At 59.6% G+C, this 16,339-nt stretch carries 16 protein-coding genes; 7 read left to right on the forward strand and 9 right to left on the reverse strand.

Annotation, left to right across the window (positions count from 1 at the left end; genetic code table 11):
* Positions 1-24 precede the first annotated feature (24 nt).
* From ispC to rpsB, 8 genes are all read right to left on the reverse strand, one after another.
* Positions 25-1,215 (reverse strand): 1-deoxy-D-xylulose-5-phosphate reductoisomerase, encoded by a 1,191-nt coding sequence (gene ispC / locus M1D99_RS24175; RefSeq protein WP_411386606.1) that lies wholly within the window; start codon positions 1,213-1,215, stop codon positions 25-27.
* The gene (locus M1D99_RS24180) at positions 1,212-2,018 is read right to left on the reverse strand and encodes a phosphatidate cytidylyltransferase (RefSeq protein ID WP_434572088.1); all 807 of its coding nucleotides are present in this window, start codon (positions 2,016-2,018) and stop codon (positions 1,212-1,214) included. Before M1D99_RS24180 ends, ispC begins: the two co-directional genes overlap by 4 nt.
* Entirely contained in the window at positions 2,018-2,773 is a 756-nt protein-coding gene (uppS, locus tag M1D99_RS24185) for a polyprenyl diphosphate synthase (RefSeq protein ID WP_186705497.1), read from the reverse strand. Before uppS ends, M1D99_RS24180 begins: the two co-directional genes overlap by 1 nt.
* A gap of 13 nt (positions 2,774-2,786) precedes the next feature.
* Complete coding sequence (gene frr / locus M1D99_RS24190; RefSeq protein ID WP_060739001.1) at positions 2,787-3,344, reverse strand: ribosome recycling factor; 558 nt, start codon at positions 3,342-3,344, stop codon at positions 2,787-2,789.
* Complete coding sequence (pyrH, locus tag M1D99_RS24195; RefSeq protein WP_186705496.1) at positions 3,341-4,084, reverse strand: UMP kinase; 744 nt, start codon at positions 4,082-4,084, stop codon at positions 3,341-3,343. The genes frr and pyrH overlap by 4 nt, the downstream gene beginning before the upstream one ends.
* Positions 4,085-4,216: 132 nt before the next feature.
* On the reverse strand, positions 4,217-4,402 hold the full coding sequence (locus M1D99_RS24200; RefSeq protein ID WP_458130879.1) for a hypothetical protein: 186 nt from the start codon (positions 4,400-4,402) through the stop codon (positions 4,217-4,219).
* 42 nt (positions 4,403-4,444) lie between these two features.
* The gene (tsf, locus tag M1D99_RS24205) at positions 4,445-5,308 is read right to left on the reverse strand and encodes a translation elongation factor Ts (RefSeq protein ID WP_024619613.1); all 864 of its coding nucleotides are present in this window, start codon (positions 5,306-5,308) and stop codon (positions 4,445-4,447) included.
* A gap of 195 nt (positions 5,309-5,503) precedes the next feature.
* Entirely contained in the window at positions 5,504-6,241 is a 738-nt protein-coding gene (gene rpsB / locus M1D99_RS24210; RefSeq protein ID WP_003198231.1) for a 30S ribosomal protein S2, read from the reverse strand.
* A gap of 432 nt (positions 6,242-6,673) precedes the next feature.
* On the opposite strand from rpsB, the gene map reads away from it, so the two are divergent.
* The 3 genes from map (at position 6,674) to dapC (ending at position 11,534) form a co-directional block, all read left to right on the forward strand.
* Complete coding sequence (gene map, locus M1D99_RS24215) at positions 6,674-7,456, forward strand: type I methionyl aminopeptidase (protein WP_186705495.1); 783 nt, start codon at positions 6,674-6,676, stop codon at positions 7,454-7,456.
* 53 nt (positions 7,457-7,509) lie between these two features.
* The gene (locus M1D99_RS24220; RefSeq protein WP_186705494.1) at positions 7,510-10,212 is read left to right on the forward strand and encodes a [protein-PII] uridylyltransferase; all 2,703 of its coding nucleotides are present in this window, start codon (positions 7,510-7,512) and stop codon (positions 10,210-10,212) included.
* Between the two features lie 122 nt (positions 10,213-10,334).
* On the forward strand, positions 10,335-11,534 hold the full coding sequence (gene dapC, locus M1D99_RS24225; protein WP_198796343.1) for a succinyldiaminopimelate transaminase: 1,200 nt from the start codon (positions 10,335-10,337) through the stop codon (positions 11,532-11,534).
* Between the two features lie 402 nt (positions 11,535-11,936).
* Here dapC and M1D99_RS24230 read toward each other — a convergent pair whose 3' ends face one another.
* The gene (locus M1D99_RS24230; protein ID WP_434572094.1) at positions 11,937-12,296 is read right to left on the reverse strand and encodes a DUF6124 family protein; all 360 of its coding nucleotides are present in this window, start codon (positions 12,294-12,296) and stop codon (positions 11,937-11,939) included.
* Positions 12,297-13,334: 1,038 nt separating this feature from the next.
* Between M1D99_RS24230 and M1D99_RS24235 the strand changes: the two genes are divergently transcribed.
* The 4 genes from M1D99_RS24235 to dapD all read left to right on the forward strand — a co-directional run bounded on the left by M1D99_RS24235 (position 13,335) and on the right by dapD (position 16,304).
* The gene (locus M1D99_RS24235; protein ID WP_434572096.1) at positions 13,335-13,637 is read left to right on the forward strand and encodes a type II toxin-antitoxin system HigB family toxin; all 303 of its coding nucleotides are present in this window, start codon (positions 13,335-13,337) and stop codon (positions 13,635-13,637) included.
* A gap of 5 nt (positions 13,638-13,642) precedes the next feature.
* Positions 13,643-14,014 carry a helix-turn-helix domain-containing protein gene (locus M1D99_RS24240; RefSeq protein ID WP_434572098.1) on the forward strand — a complete coding sequence of 124 codons (372 nt, stop codon included), beginning with the start codon at positions 13,643-13,645 and terminating at the stop codon, positions 14,012-14,014.
* An 860-nt stretch (positions 14,015-14,874) separates the two neighbouring features.
* The gene (locus M1D99_RS24245) at positions 14,875-15,237 is read left to right on the forward strand and encodes an ArsC family reductase (RefSeq protein WP_186728925.1); all 363 of its coding nucleotides are present in this window, start codon (positions 14,875-14,877) and stop codon (positions 15,235-15,237) included.
* A 32-nt stretch (positions 15,238-15,269) separates the two neighbouring features.
* The gene (gene dapD / locus M1D99_RS24250) at positions 15,270-16,304 is read left to right on the forward strand and encodes a 2,3,4,5-tetrahydropyridine-2,6-dicarboxylate N-succinyltransferase (protein ID WP_186705492.1); all 1,035 of its coding nucleotides are present in this window, start codon (positions 15,270-15,272) and stop codon (positions 16,302-16,304) included.
* The last annotated feature ends 35 nt before the right edge of the window (positions 16,305-16,339 follow it).

Genomic DNA, 16,339 nt, shown 5'->3' on the forward strand with positions numbered 1-16,339 from the left:
AACCCTGGCTAACGTATCGCAGCTTCAACGCCCGTGGCGCTGCAGCCATTGGCCCGCCAACTCACGAGCCCTGGCATCCGCCGTGAATACCGTATCGAGGTCCTCGACCGAAACCACGGCTTCGAGGTTCAAGACTTCCTCGATGATACTCGCGATCTCGAGATAACGGACACGTCCATCGAGAAACGCGGCAACGGCCACCTCATTGGCAGCGTTAAGCATGGCCGGTGCACTGTTGCCCGCCTCGGCCGCCTGGCGCGCCAGGCGCAGGCAGGGGAAACGCTGCTCATCGGGCGCCTGGAAATCCAGGCGCGCGATGGCGAACAAATCCAGCGGCGCAACGCCCGAGTCGATGCGCTCCGGCCAGGCCAGGGCGTTGGCGATCGGCGTGCGCATGTCCGGATTGCCCAACTGGGCCAGCACCGAACCGTCGACGTAGTCCACCAGGGAGTGAATCACGCTCTGGGGGTGAATCACCACCTCGACCTGCGCCGGCTTGGCATCGAACAGCCAGCAGGCCTCGATCAGCTCCAGCCCCTTGTTCATCATGCTGGCCGAATCCACCGAGATCTTGCGCCCCATGGACCAGTTCGGGTGCGCACAGGCCTGCTCGGGAGAAACATGCACCAATTCTTCCAGCGGCGTCTGCCGGAACGGACCACCGGAGGCCGTCAGCAAAATCCGCCGAACCCCTACCGCACCGAGACCACGGGAAAAATCCTGCGGCATGCATTGAAAAATCGCATTGTGTTCGCTGTCGATGGGCAACAACACCGAGCCGCTTTTGCGTACAGCCTGCATGAACAGTGCGCCGGACATCACCAGCGCTTCTTTATTGGCCAGCAGGATCTTCTTGCCGGCTTCCACCGCCGCCAGCGTCGGACGCAAGCCCGCCGCACCGACGATCGCCGCCATCACGGCGTCGACTTCGGGGTCGGAAGCCACTTGGCAGAGGCCCTCCTCCCCTACCAACACGCGGGTTTGCAAGCCGGCTGCGCGCAGATCGTCCTGCAACGCCCGCGCCACGCCAGCCTCAGGCACCACGGCAAACCGCGGGGTGTGGCGAATGCACAACGCCAGCAATTCACTCAAGCGCGTGAAGCCACTGAGGGCAAACACCTGGTAGCGCTCCGGATGCCGACCGATGACGTCAAGCGTACTCAGGCCAATCGAACCGGTCGCGCCAAGAACAGTGATCTGCTGGGGGCGACTCACGATGCCGCCACCCACAACAGCACCGCAAAGATCGGGATCGCCGCCGTCAGGCTGTCGATGCGATCCAGCACGCCACCGTGACCGGGCAACAGGTTACTGCTGTCCTTGATCCCGGATTGACGCTTGAACATGCTTTCGGTCAGGTCGCCGACCACCGACACAAAGACGATCAGGGCCGCGCCAATAAGGCCCATGAACAGTTGCGCGACCGTCCAGTCCCGTACGAAGCCGACCACCGTGGTGATCACCAGGCTCAGGACCAGGCCACCATAGACCCCTTCCCAGCTCTTGCCGGGACTGACTTTCGGCGCCAGCTTGCGCTTGCCGAAGGCCTTGCCGGAGAAGTAGGCCCCGACATCGGCGCCCCAGACCAACACCATCACGGCCATGATCTGCCAGTTGCCCAGCGGACCTTGCTTGATCCAGATCAGCCCCTGCCAGGCCGGCAGCAGGATCAACAGGCCGATGACCAGCTTGGTCGCCGCGTTGGCCCAGTGATGCGTGGTCCGTGGGTAGGTCAGGACCAGGAAGGTCGCCGTCGCCCACCACAGCACCGCAGCACCCAGCACCCAAGGCGCGAGGCCGGGCACCACGTACATGATGAACAGCATGGCCGCCACGGTCGCTGCGTAGGCCACCCGCGCCGACTGTGCAGGAAAACCCGCCAGCCGCGCCCACTCCCATGCGCCCAGGGTCACGACCAGCCCGATGAACAGCGCAAAACCGGCGCCTTCGAGCAGGAAGAAACCACCCAGGGCGATGGGCAACAGGATCAAGGCAGTGATGATTCGTTGTTTAAGCATTAAATCCGGGCTCCAGCTTCGATCTGCTCGCTCGTTTTACCGAAACGACGCTGACGGGAAGCGAAATCGGCCAATGCGGTGCGCATGGCTTCGTGTTTGAAGTCCGGCCAGAACAGGTCGGAGAAGTACAGCTCGGCATAAGCCAATTGCCAGAGCAGGAAGTTGCTGATGCGATGATCGCCACCGGTACGGATGCACAGGTCCGGCAACGGCAGGTCACCGGTCGCCAGGCAAGTCTGTAGCAGCTCAGGGGTGATGTCTTCTGGACGCAAGTGCCCGGCCTGGACTTCCCGCGCCAGCCGCTGCGCAGCCTGGGCAATGTCCCATTGGCCACCATAGTTGGCGGCGATTTGCAGGACGAACCGATTGGCACCCGCCGTCGCGGCTTCGGCTTCACGCATCGCAGCCTGCAACTCAGGATGGAAGCGCGAGCGGTCACCGATGATGCGCAAGCTGATCTTGTTATCGCTGAGGCGCTTGGCCTCGCGACGCAGGGCCTTGAGGAACAGGTCCATCAAGGCGCTGACTTCATCCGCCGGGCGCTGCCAGTTCTCGCTGGAGAAGGCGAACAGGGTCAGCACCTCGACCCCTGCCTCGGCGCACACCTCGATGACCGCACGAACAGCGTCGACCCCCGCCTTGTGCCCGGCGACGCCAGGCATAAAGCGTTTCTTGGCCCAGCGGTTGTTGCCGTCCATGATGATCGCCACGTGGCGCGGCACCGCGAACGGCACGGCCTGCTTGGTCTTTTCCATGAAAACGAGACCCTTATACGGCCATCAGGTCTTTTTCTTTCTCGTCCGTGGCCTTGGTGATCTGGGCCTCGGATTCCTTGGTCAGCTTATCGATATCAGCGATGGCACGACGCTCTTCGTCTTCACTGATTTCCTTATCCTTGACCAACTTCTTCAGCTCACCCAACGCGTCACGACGGATATTGCGCACAGCGACACGCGCATCTTCCGCTGCGCTACGGGCTTGTTTGGTGAAGCCTTTGCGCGTCTCCTCGGTGAGGGCCGGCATCGGGATCAGCAGCAGCTCCCCCAGGTTAGTTGGGTTGAGGTTCAGGCCGGCGCTCTGGATCGCCTTGTCTACAGCAGCGAGCATGTTGCGCTCGAAAGCCACGACCTGCAGGGTGCGCGAGTCTTTCACGGTGACGTTGGCAACGCTGCTCAGCGGTGTGTCAGTGCCGTAGTAAGGCACCATGACGCTGCCGAGGATGCTGGGGTGAGCCTTGCCGGTACGAATCTGGCCGAATGCGTGGTTCAGGGAGTCCAGGGATTTCTGCATGCGCTCTTGAGCGTCTTTTTTGATTTCATTGATCATTGTTGAGCTTCCTCGATCAGTGTTCCTTCGGCGCCGCCATGGACGATATTCAGCAGGGCGCCCGGCTTGTTCATGTTAAAGACGCGCAACGGCATCTTGTGGTCGCGGCACAGGCAGATAGCCGTCAGGTCCATGACACCCAGCTTGCGATCCAGCACTTCATCGTAGGTCAGATGATCGAACTTCTCGGCATGCGGGTCCTTGAACGGGTCAGCGGTATACACGCCGTCGACCTTGGTTGCCTTGAGCACGACATCGGCATCGATCTCGATCGCTCGCAGGCAGGCGGCCGAATCCGTGGTGAAGAACGGATTACCGGTACCGGCGGCAAAAATCACCACTTCCTTGGAATTGAGGTGGCGCATGGCTTTGCGGCGGTCGTAGTGATCGGTCACGCCAACCATGGAAATGGCCGACATCACGATGGCCGAGATATTGGCACGCTCCAGCGCGTCGCGCATAGCCAGGGCGTTCATCACAGTGGCCAGCATGCCCATGTGGTCGCCCGTGACCCGATCCATGCCGGCCGCGCTCAGCGCTGCGCCGCGGAACAGGTTGCCGCCGCCGATGACCAGGCCGACCTGAACGCCGATCCCGACCAACTGGCCGACTTCCAGGGCCATGCGATCCAGCACTTTCGGATCGATCCCGAACTCTTCCGAGCCCATCAGGGCCTCGCCGCTAAGCTTGAGTAGAATGCGTTTATAGCGAGCCTGATAACCACTGCCCTGCTGAGCCATTGCGAATCTCTCCTGCGGCGTATGTGTTCAAAAAATTCTTTGCAAGCTGTTTTCAGCCTGCGTTCACTCTAGCCTTTGCACGAAAAGTGCCTGCGCGACGATCATACTGCGTTGAAAACTGGCTCGGAATGCTCATTTACAACCAGTAAACTCCGCTTCCTCGCCAGTTTTCGCCTTGCCTGATCGCCGCTCGGCGACTTTTCGTACAAAGCCAAGCTTGACGCTGACACAGCGCCATCGGAACACGGCTTTGTAAGCCAGTTCCGACAGGAAACCAATAAAAATCGGCATCCCCATCCAAAAAGAGGCTGCGCGCATTAAGCGGGCAGCCTCTTCAGGGCGACAGTTATACAAACTGTCTTATTGCTTGCTGGCAGCCAGCTGAGCAGCTACTTCTTCAGCGAAGTTGTCTACTGGCTTCTCGATGCCTTCGCCCACTTTGAAGTAAGTGAAGGAAACGATTTCAGCGCCGCCCTTCTTGGCCAGTTCACCGACCTTGATTTCAGGATTCTTGACGAACGCCTGCTCAACCAGGCTGGCTTCAGCCAGGAACTTGGTGATACGACCGGCAACCATTTTTTCAACGATTTCGGCAGGCTTGCCTTTGATCTTGTCTTCGTTGAGCTGCATGAACACGGCTTTTTCGCGCTCGATGGCATCAGCGGAAACTTCCGACGGCAGCAGGAACTCAGGGTTGCTGGCAGCGACGTGCATTGCGATGTCCTTGGCCAGCTCGACGTTGCCGCCTTTGAGGGCCACAACAACACCGATCTTGTTGCCGTGCAGGTAAGAACCGACAACATCGCCTTCGACACGAACCAGACGACGGATGTTGACGTTTTCGCCTACTTTGGCAACCAGGGCCTCACGAGCCGATTCCTGAGCGGCGATCAGCGGAGCTGCGTCGGTCAGTTTGTCAGCGAATGCTTTTTCGACGCTGGCGGCAACGAATGCTTTGAAGTCGTCTTGCAGGGCCAGGAAGTCAGTCTGCGAGTTGACTTCGATGATAACGGCAGCTTTACCGTCATCCTTGATACCGATAGCGCCTTCAGCGGCAATGTTGCCAGCTTTCTTGGCAGCCTTGATGGCGCCCGAAGCACGCATGTCATCAATGGCTTTTTCGATGTCGCCGCCAGCCTTGGTCAAGGCTTTCTTGCAATCCATCATGCCTTCGCCGGTACGCTCGCGCAGTTCTTTGACCAACGCTGCAGTAATCTCTGCCATTTCAAAATCCTCTTGGATAGGTTTTCAACCATTCCACCCGATCGAACGGGCGATCAATTCTTCCTGGAAAACCACTGCTTATAGGCCACGGCAGGTTACAAACAAGTCACTGCGCTGGCGGCAAATGGTTTTCGAGGTGGCAAAAAGGGGGCCAAGCCCCCTTTTTGCTTACTGAGTCAACGCCAGGGGCGTCGATTACTCAGCAGCTGCTGCCGGAGCTTCTTCAGCGAAGACTTCGGTGCCGCCGTTAACGTTGTTGCGACCACGGATTACAGCGTCAGCCATCGAACCCATGTACAGCTGGATGGCGCGGATGGCGTCATCGTTGCCTGGGATGATGTAGTCAACGCCTTCCGGGCTGCTGTTGGTGTCGACAACGCCGATGACCGGGATACCCAGCTTGTTGGCTTCGGTGATCGCGATGCGCTCGTGGTCAACGTCGATCACGAACAGTGCGTCAGGCAGACCGCCCATGTCCTTGATACCGCCCAGGGAGCGGTCCAGCTTCTCAAGATCGCGAGTGCGCATCAGCGCTTCTTTCTTGGTCAGCTTGGCAAAAGTACCGTCTTCGGACTGGACTTCAAGGTCACGCAGACGCTTGATGGAAGCGCGAATGGTCTTGAAGTTGGTCAGCATGCCGCCCAACCAGCGGTGATCGACGTACGGCGAACCGCAACGTGCTGCTTCTTCAGCAACGATCTTGCCAGCGGAACGCTTGGTGCCGACGAACAGAATCTTGTTTTTGCCCTGGGCCAGGCGCTCTACGAAGGTCAGTGCTTCGTTGAACATCGGCAGGGTTTTTTCAAGGTTGATGATGTGGATCTTGTTACGCGCGCCGAAAATGTACTTGCCCATTTTCGGGTTCCAGTAACGGGTCTGGTGACCGAAGTGCACACCGGCCTTCAGCATATCGCGCATGTTGACTTGGGACATGATAGTTCCTTGATAAGTCGGGTTTGGCCTCCACGTATCCCAATGACCAACCAGCGGCTATATAAGCCGAAGGCACCCAGGTCATCGTGTCGACACGTGTGTGGATTTAAGCTTACGGGGTCATCCCCGGAAAGCGGCGCATTTTATACCACAGCAAGGGCGAAAACGGAACACGGATTCTCAAATCCCTGTGGCGAGGGGATTGTGGGAGCAAGGCTTGCCCGCGAAAAGGCGATGCGGTCCTTTAGAAATCGAGTCGCCTGGATCGCGAGCAAGCTTTGCTCCCACTCTCGCGCCCTGGCCACAGAGTTCCGGGCTGGGGAGTTCTTTGCGCTGATCGTCTGTTAGAATCGCCTCTTTCAGGGCCACGCGAGTCATCATCCGCTGCCCATTTCGTTTTGAACAGCGCCGTCGGGCGCAGAGAGAGCCTGTATGACCGTTACCCTCAAGACGCCTGAGGACATCGCCAAAATGCGTGTCGCCGGCAAACTCGCCGCCGAAGTGCTGGAGATGATCGCCGACTACGTCAAGCCGGGCGTGACCACCGAAGAGCTGGACCGTATCTGCCACGACTACATCGTCAACGAGCAGAAAGCCATCCCCGCCCCGCTCAACTACAAAGGCTTCCCGAAGTCGATCTGCACGTCGATCAACCACGTGGTCTGCCACGGCATCCCCAACGAAAAACCGTTGAAGGATGGCGACACCCTGAACATCGACGTCACCGTCATCAAGGACGGCTATCACGGCGACACCAGCCGCATGTTCCATGTCGGCAACGTGCCGGAGTGGGCCGAGCGCCTGTCCAAGGTCACCCAGGAATGCATGTACATGGCCATCGAACTGGTGAAACCGGGCTGCCGCCTGGGCGACATCGGCGAAGTGATCCAGAAGCATGCGCAGAAGAACGGTTTCTCGGTGGTGCGCGAGTTCTGCGGCCACGGCATCGGTAAGGTGTTCCACGAAGAACCGCAGATCCTGCACTACGGCCGCGCCGGTACCGGCATGGAGTTGCAGGCGGGCATGACCTTCACCATCGAGCCGATGATCAACCAGGGCCGCGCCGACACCAAGGTGCTGGGCGACGGCTGGACCGCCATCACCAAGGACCGCAAGTTGTCGGCCCAGTGGGAACACACCCTGCTGGTCACCGAGACCGGCTACGAAATCTTCACCCTGCGCAGCGATGACACCATCGCGCGCGTTTCCGCCTGATCCGTACCCAGCCTATAGATCCAACAGATATAGATAGAAAGGAAAGCCATTCAATGCCGCAGGTGGATCCCGAACTCTTCGACCGCGGCCAGTTCCAGGCTGAACTGGCCCTGAAGGCAAGCCCCATCTCGGCATTCAAGAAGGCCATCCGCCAGGCCCACGAAGTGCTCGACCAGCGCTTTCGCAATGGCCGGGACATTCGTCGGCTGATCGAGGACCGCGCCTGGTTCGTCGATAACATCCTGCAAAAGGCCTGGGAGCAGTTCGATTGGAGCGAGGATGCCGACATCGCCCTGGTGGCGGTGGGCGGCTATGGGCGCGGCGAGCTGCACCCCTACTCCGACATCGACCTGCTGATCCTGCTGGACAGCGCCGATCATGAAATTTTCCGCGACTCCATCGAGCGCTTCCTGACGCTGTTGTGGGACATCGGCCTGGAAGTCGGCCAAAGCGTGCGTTCGGTGCAGGAATGCGCCGACGAGGCCCGCGCCGACCTGACAGTGATCACCAACCTGATGGAAAGCCGCACCGTTGCCGGCCCCGAGCACCTGCGCCAGCGCATGCTCGATGTCACCAGCACGGCGCACATGTGGCCCAGCAAGGACTTTTTCCTGGCCAAGCACGCCGAGCAGAAGGCCCGTCACCACAAGTACAACGACACCGAATACAACCTGGAACCCAACGTCAAGGGCTCGCCCGGCGGGCTGCGTGACATCCAGACGATCCTGTGGGTCGCCCGCCGCCAGTACGGCACGCTGAACCTGCGCGCCCTGGCCGGGGAAGGTTTCCTGGTGGAAAGCGAAAACGCCTTGCTGGCCTCGTCCCAGGAATTCCTGTGGAAGGTCCGCTACGCCCTGCACATGCTCGCCGGGCGCTCCGAGGACCGCCTGCTGTTCGATCACCAGCGCTCCATCGCCGGCCTGCTGGGTTTCGAGGGGCAGGATGCCAAGCAGTCCATCGAAAACTTCATGCAGCAGTACTACCGGGTAGTGATGAGCATCGCCCAGCTCAGCGAACTGATCATCCAGCACTTCGAGGAAGTCATCCTCGCCCCCGAGGACGAAGAACCGCCGCTGCCGATCAACTCACGTTTTCAGTTGCACGACGGCTACATCGAAGCGCGTAACGCCAACGTGTTTCGCCGCACGCCCTTCGCCATGCTCGAGATTTTCGTGCTCATGGCCCAGCAGCCGGAAATCAAGGGTGTACGCGCCGATACCATCCGCCTGCTGCGGGAAAACCGTCATCTGATCGACGAGGATTTCCGTCACGACATCCGCAACACCAGCCTGTTCATCGAGCTGTTCAAATGCAAGATCGGCGTGCACCGCAACCTGCGCCGGATGAACCGCTACGGGATCCTCGGGCGCTACCTGCCGGAGTTCGGCTTCATCGTCGGGCAGATGCAGCACGACCTGTTCCACATTTATACGGTCGATGCCCACACGCTGAACCTGATCAAGCACCTGCGTAAATTGCAGTACACCCAGGTGTCGGAGAAATTCCCACTGGCCAGCAAGCTCATGGGCAAGCTGCCCAAGCCCGAGCTGATCTACATGGCCGGGCTGTACCACGACATCGGCAAGGGCCGCCAGGGCGACCATTCCGAGATCGGCGCGGTGGACGCCGAGGCGTTCTGCCAGCGCCATCAACTGCCTCTGTGGGACAGCCGGCTGATCGTCTGGCTGGTGCAGAACCATTTGGTGATGTCGACCACCGCCCAGCGCAAGGACTTGTCCGATCCGCAGGTCATCCATGACTTCGCCCAGACCGTTGGCGACGAAATCCGCCTGGATTATCTCTATGTGTTGACCGTGGCCGATATCAACGCCACCAATCCAACCCTGTGGAACTCCTGGCGCGCCAGCCTGTTGCGCCAGCTCTACACCGAGACCAAGCGGGCCTTGCGCCGCGGCCTGGAAAACCCGGTGGACCGCGAAGAACAGATCCGTCGTACCCAAAGCGCAGCCCTGGACATCCTGGTCCGCGGCGGCACCGACCCGGACGATGTCGAGCAGCTCTGGTCGCAATTGGGCGATGATTACTTCCTGCGCCACACCGCCGGCGACGTGGCCTGGCACAGCGACGCGATCCTGCAGCAACCGGCCGATGGCGGGCCGCTGGTGCTGATCAAGGAAACCACCCAGCGTGAGTTCGAGGGCGGTACGCAGATCTTCATCTATGCCCCGGACCAGCACGACTTCTTCGCGGTGACGGTGGCGGCGATGGACCAGCTCAACCTCAACATTCATGACGCCCGGGTCATTACGTCCACCAGCCAGTTCACCCTCGACACCTACATCGTGCTCGACACCGACGGCGATTCGATTGGCGACAACCCGGCGCGGGTCAAGCAGATTCGCGACGGCCTCACCGAGGCCCTGCGCAACCCGGCGGACTACCCGACCATCATCCAGCGCCGGGTGCCGCGCCAGCTCAAGCACTTCGCCTTCGCGCCGCAAGTGACGATTCATAACGACGCCCAGCGCCAGGTCACGGTGCTGGAACTCAGCGCGCCGGATCGCCCGGGCCTGCTGGCGCGGGTCGGCCATATTTTCCTGGAGTTCGACCTGTCGCTGCAAAACGCCAAGATCGCCACCCTCGGCGAACGGGTGGAAGACGTATTTTTCATTACCGATGCTCAGAACCAGCCATTGTCCGATCCGCAACTGTGCAGCCGCTTGCAGGAAGCGATCGTGCAGCACTTGAGCGTCAACCAGGAACCTGATGCCCACCTGACACGCATCAGCATCTGAACGAACACATGTCCCCTGTGGGAGCGAGCCTGCTCGCGATGGCGGCGGAACATCCAGCATTGATGCTTCCTGATACACCGCTATCGCGAGCAGGCTCGCTCCCACATTGAAAGAGGCCCTCAATGAACAACGCTCTGAACCAGCTCCAGCCCTACCCGTTCGAAAAACTCCGCGCCCTGCTCGGCAGCGTCACGCCCAACCCGGACAAGCGCCCAATCGCGCTGTCCATCGGCGAGCCCAAGCATCGCTCGCCAAGCTTCGTGGCCGAGGCCCTGGCCAGCAATCTGGAAAAGATGGCCGTGTACCCGACTACCCTCGGCATCCCGGAGCTGCGTGAAGCCATCACCGGCTGGTGCGAGCGCCGCTTCAATGTGCCAAGCGGCTGGCTCGACCCGGCGCGCCACGTGCTGCCGGTCAATGGCACCCGTGAAGCCCTGTTCGCCTTCACCCAGACCGTGGTCAACCGGGGCGACGACGCCTTGGTGGTCAGCCCGAACCCGTTCTACCAGATCTACGAAGGCGCGGCGTTCCTGGCCGGGGCCAAGCCGCACTACCTGCCGTGCCTGGACGCGAACGGCTTCAACCCGGATTTCGATGCCGTCTCGCCGGACATCTGGAAACGCTGCCAGATCCTGTTCCTGTGCTCCCCGGGCAACCCGACCGGTGCGCTGATCCCGGTGGACGTGCTGAAGAAGCTCATCGCCCTGGCTGACGAATACGACTTCGTCATCGCCTCGGACGAGTGCTACAGCGAATTGTATTTTGACGAACAGACCCCGCCGCCAGGCCTGCTCACCGCTTGCGTCGAACTCGGTCGCAAGGACTTCAAGCGCTGCGTGGTCTTCCACAGCCTCTCCAAGCGCTCCAACCTGCCGGGCCTGCGCTCCGGTTTCGTGGCTGGTGACGCGGACATCCTCAAGGGCTTCCTGCTGTACCGCACCTACCACGGCTGCGCGATGCCGGTCCAAACCCAACTGGCAAGCATTGCCGCGTGGAACGACGAAGTGCATGTGCGGGCCAACCGTGCGCTGTACCGGGAAAAGTTCGACGCCGTGCTGGAAATCCTCAGCCCAGTGCTGGACGTGCAACGCCCTGATGGCAGCTTCTATCTGTGGCCGAACGTGGCGGGCGACGACGCAGCCTTCTGCCGAGATCTGTTCGAACAGGAGCACGTGACCGTCGTGCCGGGTTCCTACCTCTCCCGCGACGTGGACGGCGTCAACCCAGGCGCCGGCCGCGTGCGCATGGCCCTGGTCGCGCCATTGGCTGAATGCGTGGAAGCGGCGGAGCGAATCCGCGCGTTCATCCAGCGTCGGGGTTGATGGCTATATCGCACTGAAGCGGACCGCTGTTGTGGCGAGGGAGCTTGCTCCCGCTGGGCTGCGCAGCGGCCCCTGAAGCAGTCAACTCAATCTGCCTGACATACCGCGCTGCCCGGTTTCAGGGCCGCCTCGCGCTGGAGCGCCAGCCCGGCCCAGAGGGAGCAAGCTCCCTCGCCACAGGGGGCTGGTGTCGCCCCCATATCTGCGAACACCACAAATCCCCTGTGGGAGCGGGCTTGCTCGCGAAAGCGGTGGTTCAGCTTGCACCCATGTTGAATGGGCCTACGTCTTCGCGAGCAAGCCCGCTCCCACAGAGGGTTGATGTTGATCGCGCGTCCTGTGAACAACACACAACCACTGTGGGAGCAAAGCTTGCTCGCGATGAGGCCGGCACTTATTGCATCAAGTCCGAAGCTCTACCCGATCCAGGCACTTATTCGCCAACAACATCCCCAACTCAATCATCTGCGCCACTCCCAATGCTACATGTCGTCGCGAGCCGTCCTGATCGAAGGCAAGGTCATTGAGCATTGCATTGGCCGAAGCCAGGGTTTCGCTGAGGTTGGCCAGCAACACTTCGGTGTCGATACCGTCAGCCACAGTGAATAACTGTACTGAGGGCTTGGGTTCTGGCTTGCTGTCGTCAGGTTTGAGGTATTGATCCAGCACACGATCAGCTGCCTCTTGCAGCTTTTCGGGGGCATAGTCGCCGTAGGGAAAAGTGGAGGCTGATTTTGGTGGGTTTGGAGTTTCTTTGATCATTTGGATGCTCCTTGGGTGTTGGAGCCGCCACAAAGCCTTCTCACGGACTAGAGAGTGGCAGCCGTACGCGGGGTGAGAATCCGGGTCAAACACCCACTAAATACCCGGCCATGTCGAAACATGCCCGCGCACAGCCGCCATAACATGATGTATGGACGAAACGCGCCTGCACTTTATATGGCGGGCGCTTATGCGCATAGTGGGTATTCGGATTCTCACGTCCGGTCGCTGAATTGGTAGCGACACCCAGAGGCTAGAGCCCTCGCTTCCGACGGACAACCTTAAAAACGTGTCGGAAACTTCGGTGCGTCTGACAGACCATAAGCGCTTATTCAGACAAGAAAAGAAATAAAACGCACCTCATCAAAGCAAGCCTTTGATTTTACGGGTTTAACACCTCAACAAAACTCATGCCGCCCTGTTTCAAGAATCAAGCTCGCTTGAATTCGCTGATACCAGTAGCCATGATCGCCCCCGTCACCAGTGAACGCTGGCAGGAGTCTGGGTCCCTCTCCGGGTTGACCCAGCCACGCAGACGGGGCAGAGCAAGCTCAGTTGCGTGTCGATTGAAGCCGCCTTCGGGCGGCTTTGCTTTTTATGAGGTCTGGCTAGCTGCACATGCCGCCTTGCTTGTCTATGCCGAGCCCGACGAAGTGATCGCCGTGAGCAGAAAGAATTTCGCCACCTCACCGGTATCGATTCGTGCAGCAAGCGTTCCGTCGATATGGACAGCGACATAGCAGTCGCGACCCGGGAACCCCGTGTCTCGAGTCACGACTACGGTTCCGTATGTCTCTTTCGGCTTTGCGGAGAAGGCAAGGATCGGTCTTTCGGAACCGGCTTCGCTTCGCCTGGAGAAACTGGCGACGTAGAACACCCCGCCAGCAAAGCAATAGCTACCGCGCCTACGAACAATCTCATGGGTTCCCCCCTACGGAAGATGGACCCAAGATATCGGACACGGAGCGCACGGCAGGACCGCAAGCTGTCGCTTGTGAATGCTTGCAAAAGTCCCACCACGGGACTACATTCTCATCCATGAGAATTATCGCCATCAGTCATCTGAAAGCCTTCTGGGAGAAATACCCAGATTCCGAACAGCAGCTTAAGGCTTGGCTTGACGATGCCAAAAAAGCCACTTGGACCACCCCAAACGACATCAAGGCGCAATACGGTAACGCAAGCATTCTCAAGAGTCGCCGCGTGGTGTTCAACATCAAGGGTAACGACTACCGCCTGGTGGTCGCCATTGCCTACCGCTTCGGCGCTGTGTACATCAAGTTTGTCGGCACTCATCGTCGGTACGATGAGATCGACGCAAACACCGTGGAAATGGAGTAATCACCATGAACATTCGCCCAATCCGCACCGATGACGAATACCGGGTAGCTCTCAAAGAGATCTCTCCCCTATTTGAGAATGAGCCTGAACCTGGCACCCCGGAAGGCGATGCTTTTGAAGTCATGGTCACTCTGATCGAGGCATACGAAGCCAAGCATTTCCCGGTGGATCTGCCTGACCCAATTGAAGCCATCAAGTTTCGCATGGAGCAATCCGGACTCACCGCGGCCGATCTGGCTCCCGCTATCGGAAAAACGAACCGCGTATACGAGGTGCTCAACCGTAAACGCTCGTTAACTCTGCCCATGATCTGGAAGCTTCACGATATGTTCGGCATCCCTGCAGAAAGCCTGATAAAGCCAGTAAAAGCTGCCTGATACTAGCCCGGCCCGCCGGGCTTTTTATGTCTTCCAGAAACGACAAAGCCCACATCTGCGGGCTTTGTCGTTAGGGTAAGGATCAGAAAATGGATGTGATCTCGATGATCGCAAATTGTTGACCTTCTGGATCCCTTTCCGGGTTGACCCAGCCACGCAGGCGGGGCAGAGCAAGCTCAACTGCGTGTCGATTGAAGCCGCCTTCGGGCGGCTTTGCTTTTTATGAGGATAGGGATGTACCCGCACTAAGCCAGCCCCAGAGTCTGATATTGGGGCGCAAAAGACAGGCAAGAAAAAGCCGAACTTTCGCTCGGCTTCAAGAATAGACAGGGCCAGTAGGCCCTCATGAAACATCAACAACCAAAAGGTTGGGGGGTTAGCCGCTGCCTAACCATCCCATTACTTACCCTTTACGGGCTGACCATGGGCGGTGCTACGCGGACCTCATCTGGATTTAACGAGCGGGGAGGCTCATGCACACTCGTGGCAAACATTAGAGAAGGGTGTACATCTTGTAAAGCCCATCATAAGGCTAGGTCCGCCTTGCAATGCCAACTACACACATCCCGCAACAGCTTGCCGTTGAAGTGCCATATTAACCGCCTAACATCAGCTTGGCCGTTACACCTATGTCGCAGCCCTGCCCTGTGGAATGAGCCAGTGGGAGCAAAGCTTGCTCGCGATGAACGATGGCACAGTGTTGCAGTTGAACCGTGTCGCCTGTATCGCGAGCAAGCTTTGCTCCCACAAGCTCGCTCCCACAGGTTTTGTAGCGCATCAACCTGGGCCGCCGCGAAACCGTCCGGTCATGGCATAATCCTTCACCTTTTATTTCTAGCACCTGCAAAGGGGGCAGTTCCTTGACCGATTCAAGCAAAACGTTGCACCTTTTCGGCATCAAAGCCTGTGACACGATGAAAAAGGCGCGCACCTGGCTCGATGATCACGCTGTGCATTACGATTTTCATGACTACAAGACCGCCGGCATCGACCGTGAGCACCTGACCCAATGGTGCGACGAGCATGGCTGGCAAGTGGTGTTGAACCGTGCCGGTACGACCTTTCGCAAACTCGACGACGAACGCAAAGCCGATCTCGACCAGACGAAAGCCATCGAACTGATGCTCGCCCAACCCTCGATGATCAAGCGCCCGGTGCTCGATCTCGGTGACCGAACCCTGATTGGCTTCAAGCCAGATATTTATGCGGCAGAGATCAAGTAAGCCTGCCCAGTCCATTTTGTAGAGGTAATTTCATGTCCACTACCCTGTTCAGCCTGGCCTTCGGCGTCGGCACCCAAAACCGTGAAGGCGCCTGGCTGGAGGTGTTCTACGCACAGCCGATGCTCAAGCCGTCGGCTGAGATCGTTGCCGCTATCGCGCCGATCCTGGGCTACAGCGAAGGCAACCAGGCCATCACCTTCACCACCGCCCAGGCTTCGCAGTTGGCTGAGGCACTGCGCAACGTCGATGCCGCGCAAGCCAAGCTGCTGACCCGCCTGGCCGAAAGCCACAAGCCACTGGTCGCCACCTTGCTGGCCGAAGATGCCCAACTGAGCTCCACGCCTGAGGCCTACCTCAAGCTGCACCTGTTGTCCCATCGCCTGGTCAAGCCCCACGGCCTGAACCTGGCCGGCATTTTCCCGCTGCTGCCGAACGTGGCCTGGACCAGCCAGGGCGCGATCGACCTGGCCGAACTGGCCGAGCACCAGCTCGAAGCCCGCTTGCGCGGCGAGCTGCTGGAAGTGTTCTCGGTGGACAAGTTCCCGAAAATGACCGACTACGTGGTCCCAGCCGGCGTGCGCATCGCCGATGCCGCACGTCTGCGCCTGGGCGCCTATGTGGGCGAAGGCACCACGGTCATGCACGAAGGTTTCGTCAACTTCAACGCCGGCACCGAAGGCCCGGGCATGATCGAAGGCCGTGTCTCGGCGGGCGTGTTCGTCGGCAAGGGCTCGGACCTGGGCGGCGGTTGCTCGACCATGGGCACCCTGTCGGGCGGCGGCAACATTGTGATCAAGGTGGGCGAAGGCTGCCTGATCGGCGCCAACGCCGGTATCGGTATCCCGTTGGGCGACCGCAACACCGTGGAGTCGGGCCTGTACGTGACCGCCGGCACCAAAGTGAAGCTGCTGGACGAAAACAACCAACTGGTCAAAGTGGTCAAGGCCCGCGACCTGGCCGGCCAGCCCGACTTGTTGTTCCGTCGCAACTCCGAAACCGGTGCAGTGGAATGCAAGACGCATAAGTCGGCCATCGAGCTGAACGAAGCACTGCACGCTCACAACTAAGCTTCACTCCCTCACCTGTGGGGGCGAGCTTTTTT

The organism is Pseudomonas sp. R3-41 (assembly GCF_054161485.1).

Bases quoted from the DNA above. Each gene is read 5' to 3' on its own strand.
- M1D99_RS24180 (WP_434572088.1), bottom strand. From the start codon at position 2,018: ATGCTTAAACAACGAATCATCACTGCCTTGATCCTGTTGCCCATCGCC.
- uppS (WP_186705497.1), bottom strand. From the start codon at position 2,773: ATGGAAAAGACCAAGCAGGCCGTGCCGTTCGCGGTGCCGCGCCACGTG.
- frr (WP_060739001.1), bottom strand. From the start codon at position 3,344: ATGATCAATGAAATCAAAAAAGACGCTCAAGAGCGCATGCAGAAATCC.
- pyrH (WP_186705496.1), bottom strand. From the start codon at position 4,084: ATGGCTCAGCAGGGCAGTGGTTATCAGGCTCGCTATAAACGCATTCTA.
- M1D99_RS24200 (WP_458130879.1), bottom strand. From the start codon at position 4,402: ATGCGCGCAGCCTCTTTTTGGATGGGGATGCCGATTTTTATTGGTTTC.
- tsf (WP_024619613.1), bottom strand. From the start codon at position 5,308: ATGGCAGAGATTACTGCAGCGTTGGTCAAAGAACTGCGCGAGCGTACC.
- rpsB (WP_003198231.1), bottom strand. From the start codon at position 6,241: ATGTCCCAAGTCAACATGCGCGATATGCTGAAGGCCGGTGTGCACTTC.
- map (WP_186705495.1), top strand. From the start codon at position 6,674: ATGACCGTTACCCTCAAGACGCCTGAGGACATCGCCAAAATGCGTGTC.
- M1D99_RS24220 (WP_186705494.1), top strand. From the start codon at position 7,510: ATGCCGCAGGTGGATCCCGAACTCTTCGACCGCGGCCAGTTCCAGGCT.
- dapC (WP_198796343.1), top strand. From the start codon at position 10,335: ATGAACAACGCTCTGAACCAGCTCCAGCCCTACCCGTTCGAAAAACTC.
- M1D99_RS24230 (WP_434572094.1), bottom strand. From the start codon at position 12,296: ATGATCAAAGAAACTCCAAACCCACCAAAATCAGCCTCCACTTTTCCC.
- M1D99_RS24235 (WP_434572096.1), top strand. From the start codon at position 13,335: ATGAGAATTATCGCCATCAGTCATCTGAAAGCCTTCTGGGAGAAATAC.
- M1D99_RS24240 (WP_434572098.1), top strand. From the start codon at position 13,643: ATGAACATTCGCCCAATCCGCACCGATGACGAATACCGGGTAGCTCTC.
- dapD (WP_186705492.1), top strand. From the start codon at position 15,270: ATGTCCACTACCCTGTTCAGCCTGGCCTTCGGCGTCGGCACCCAAAAC.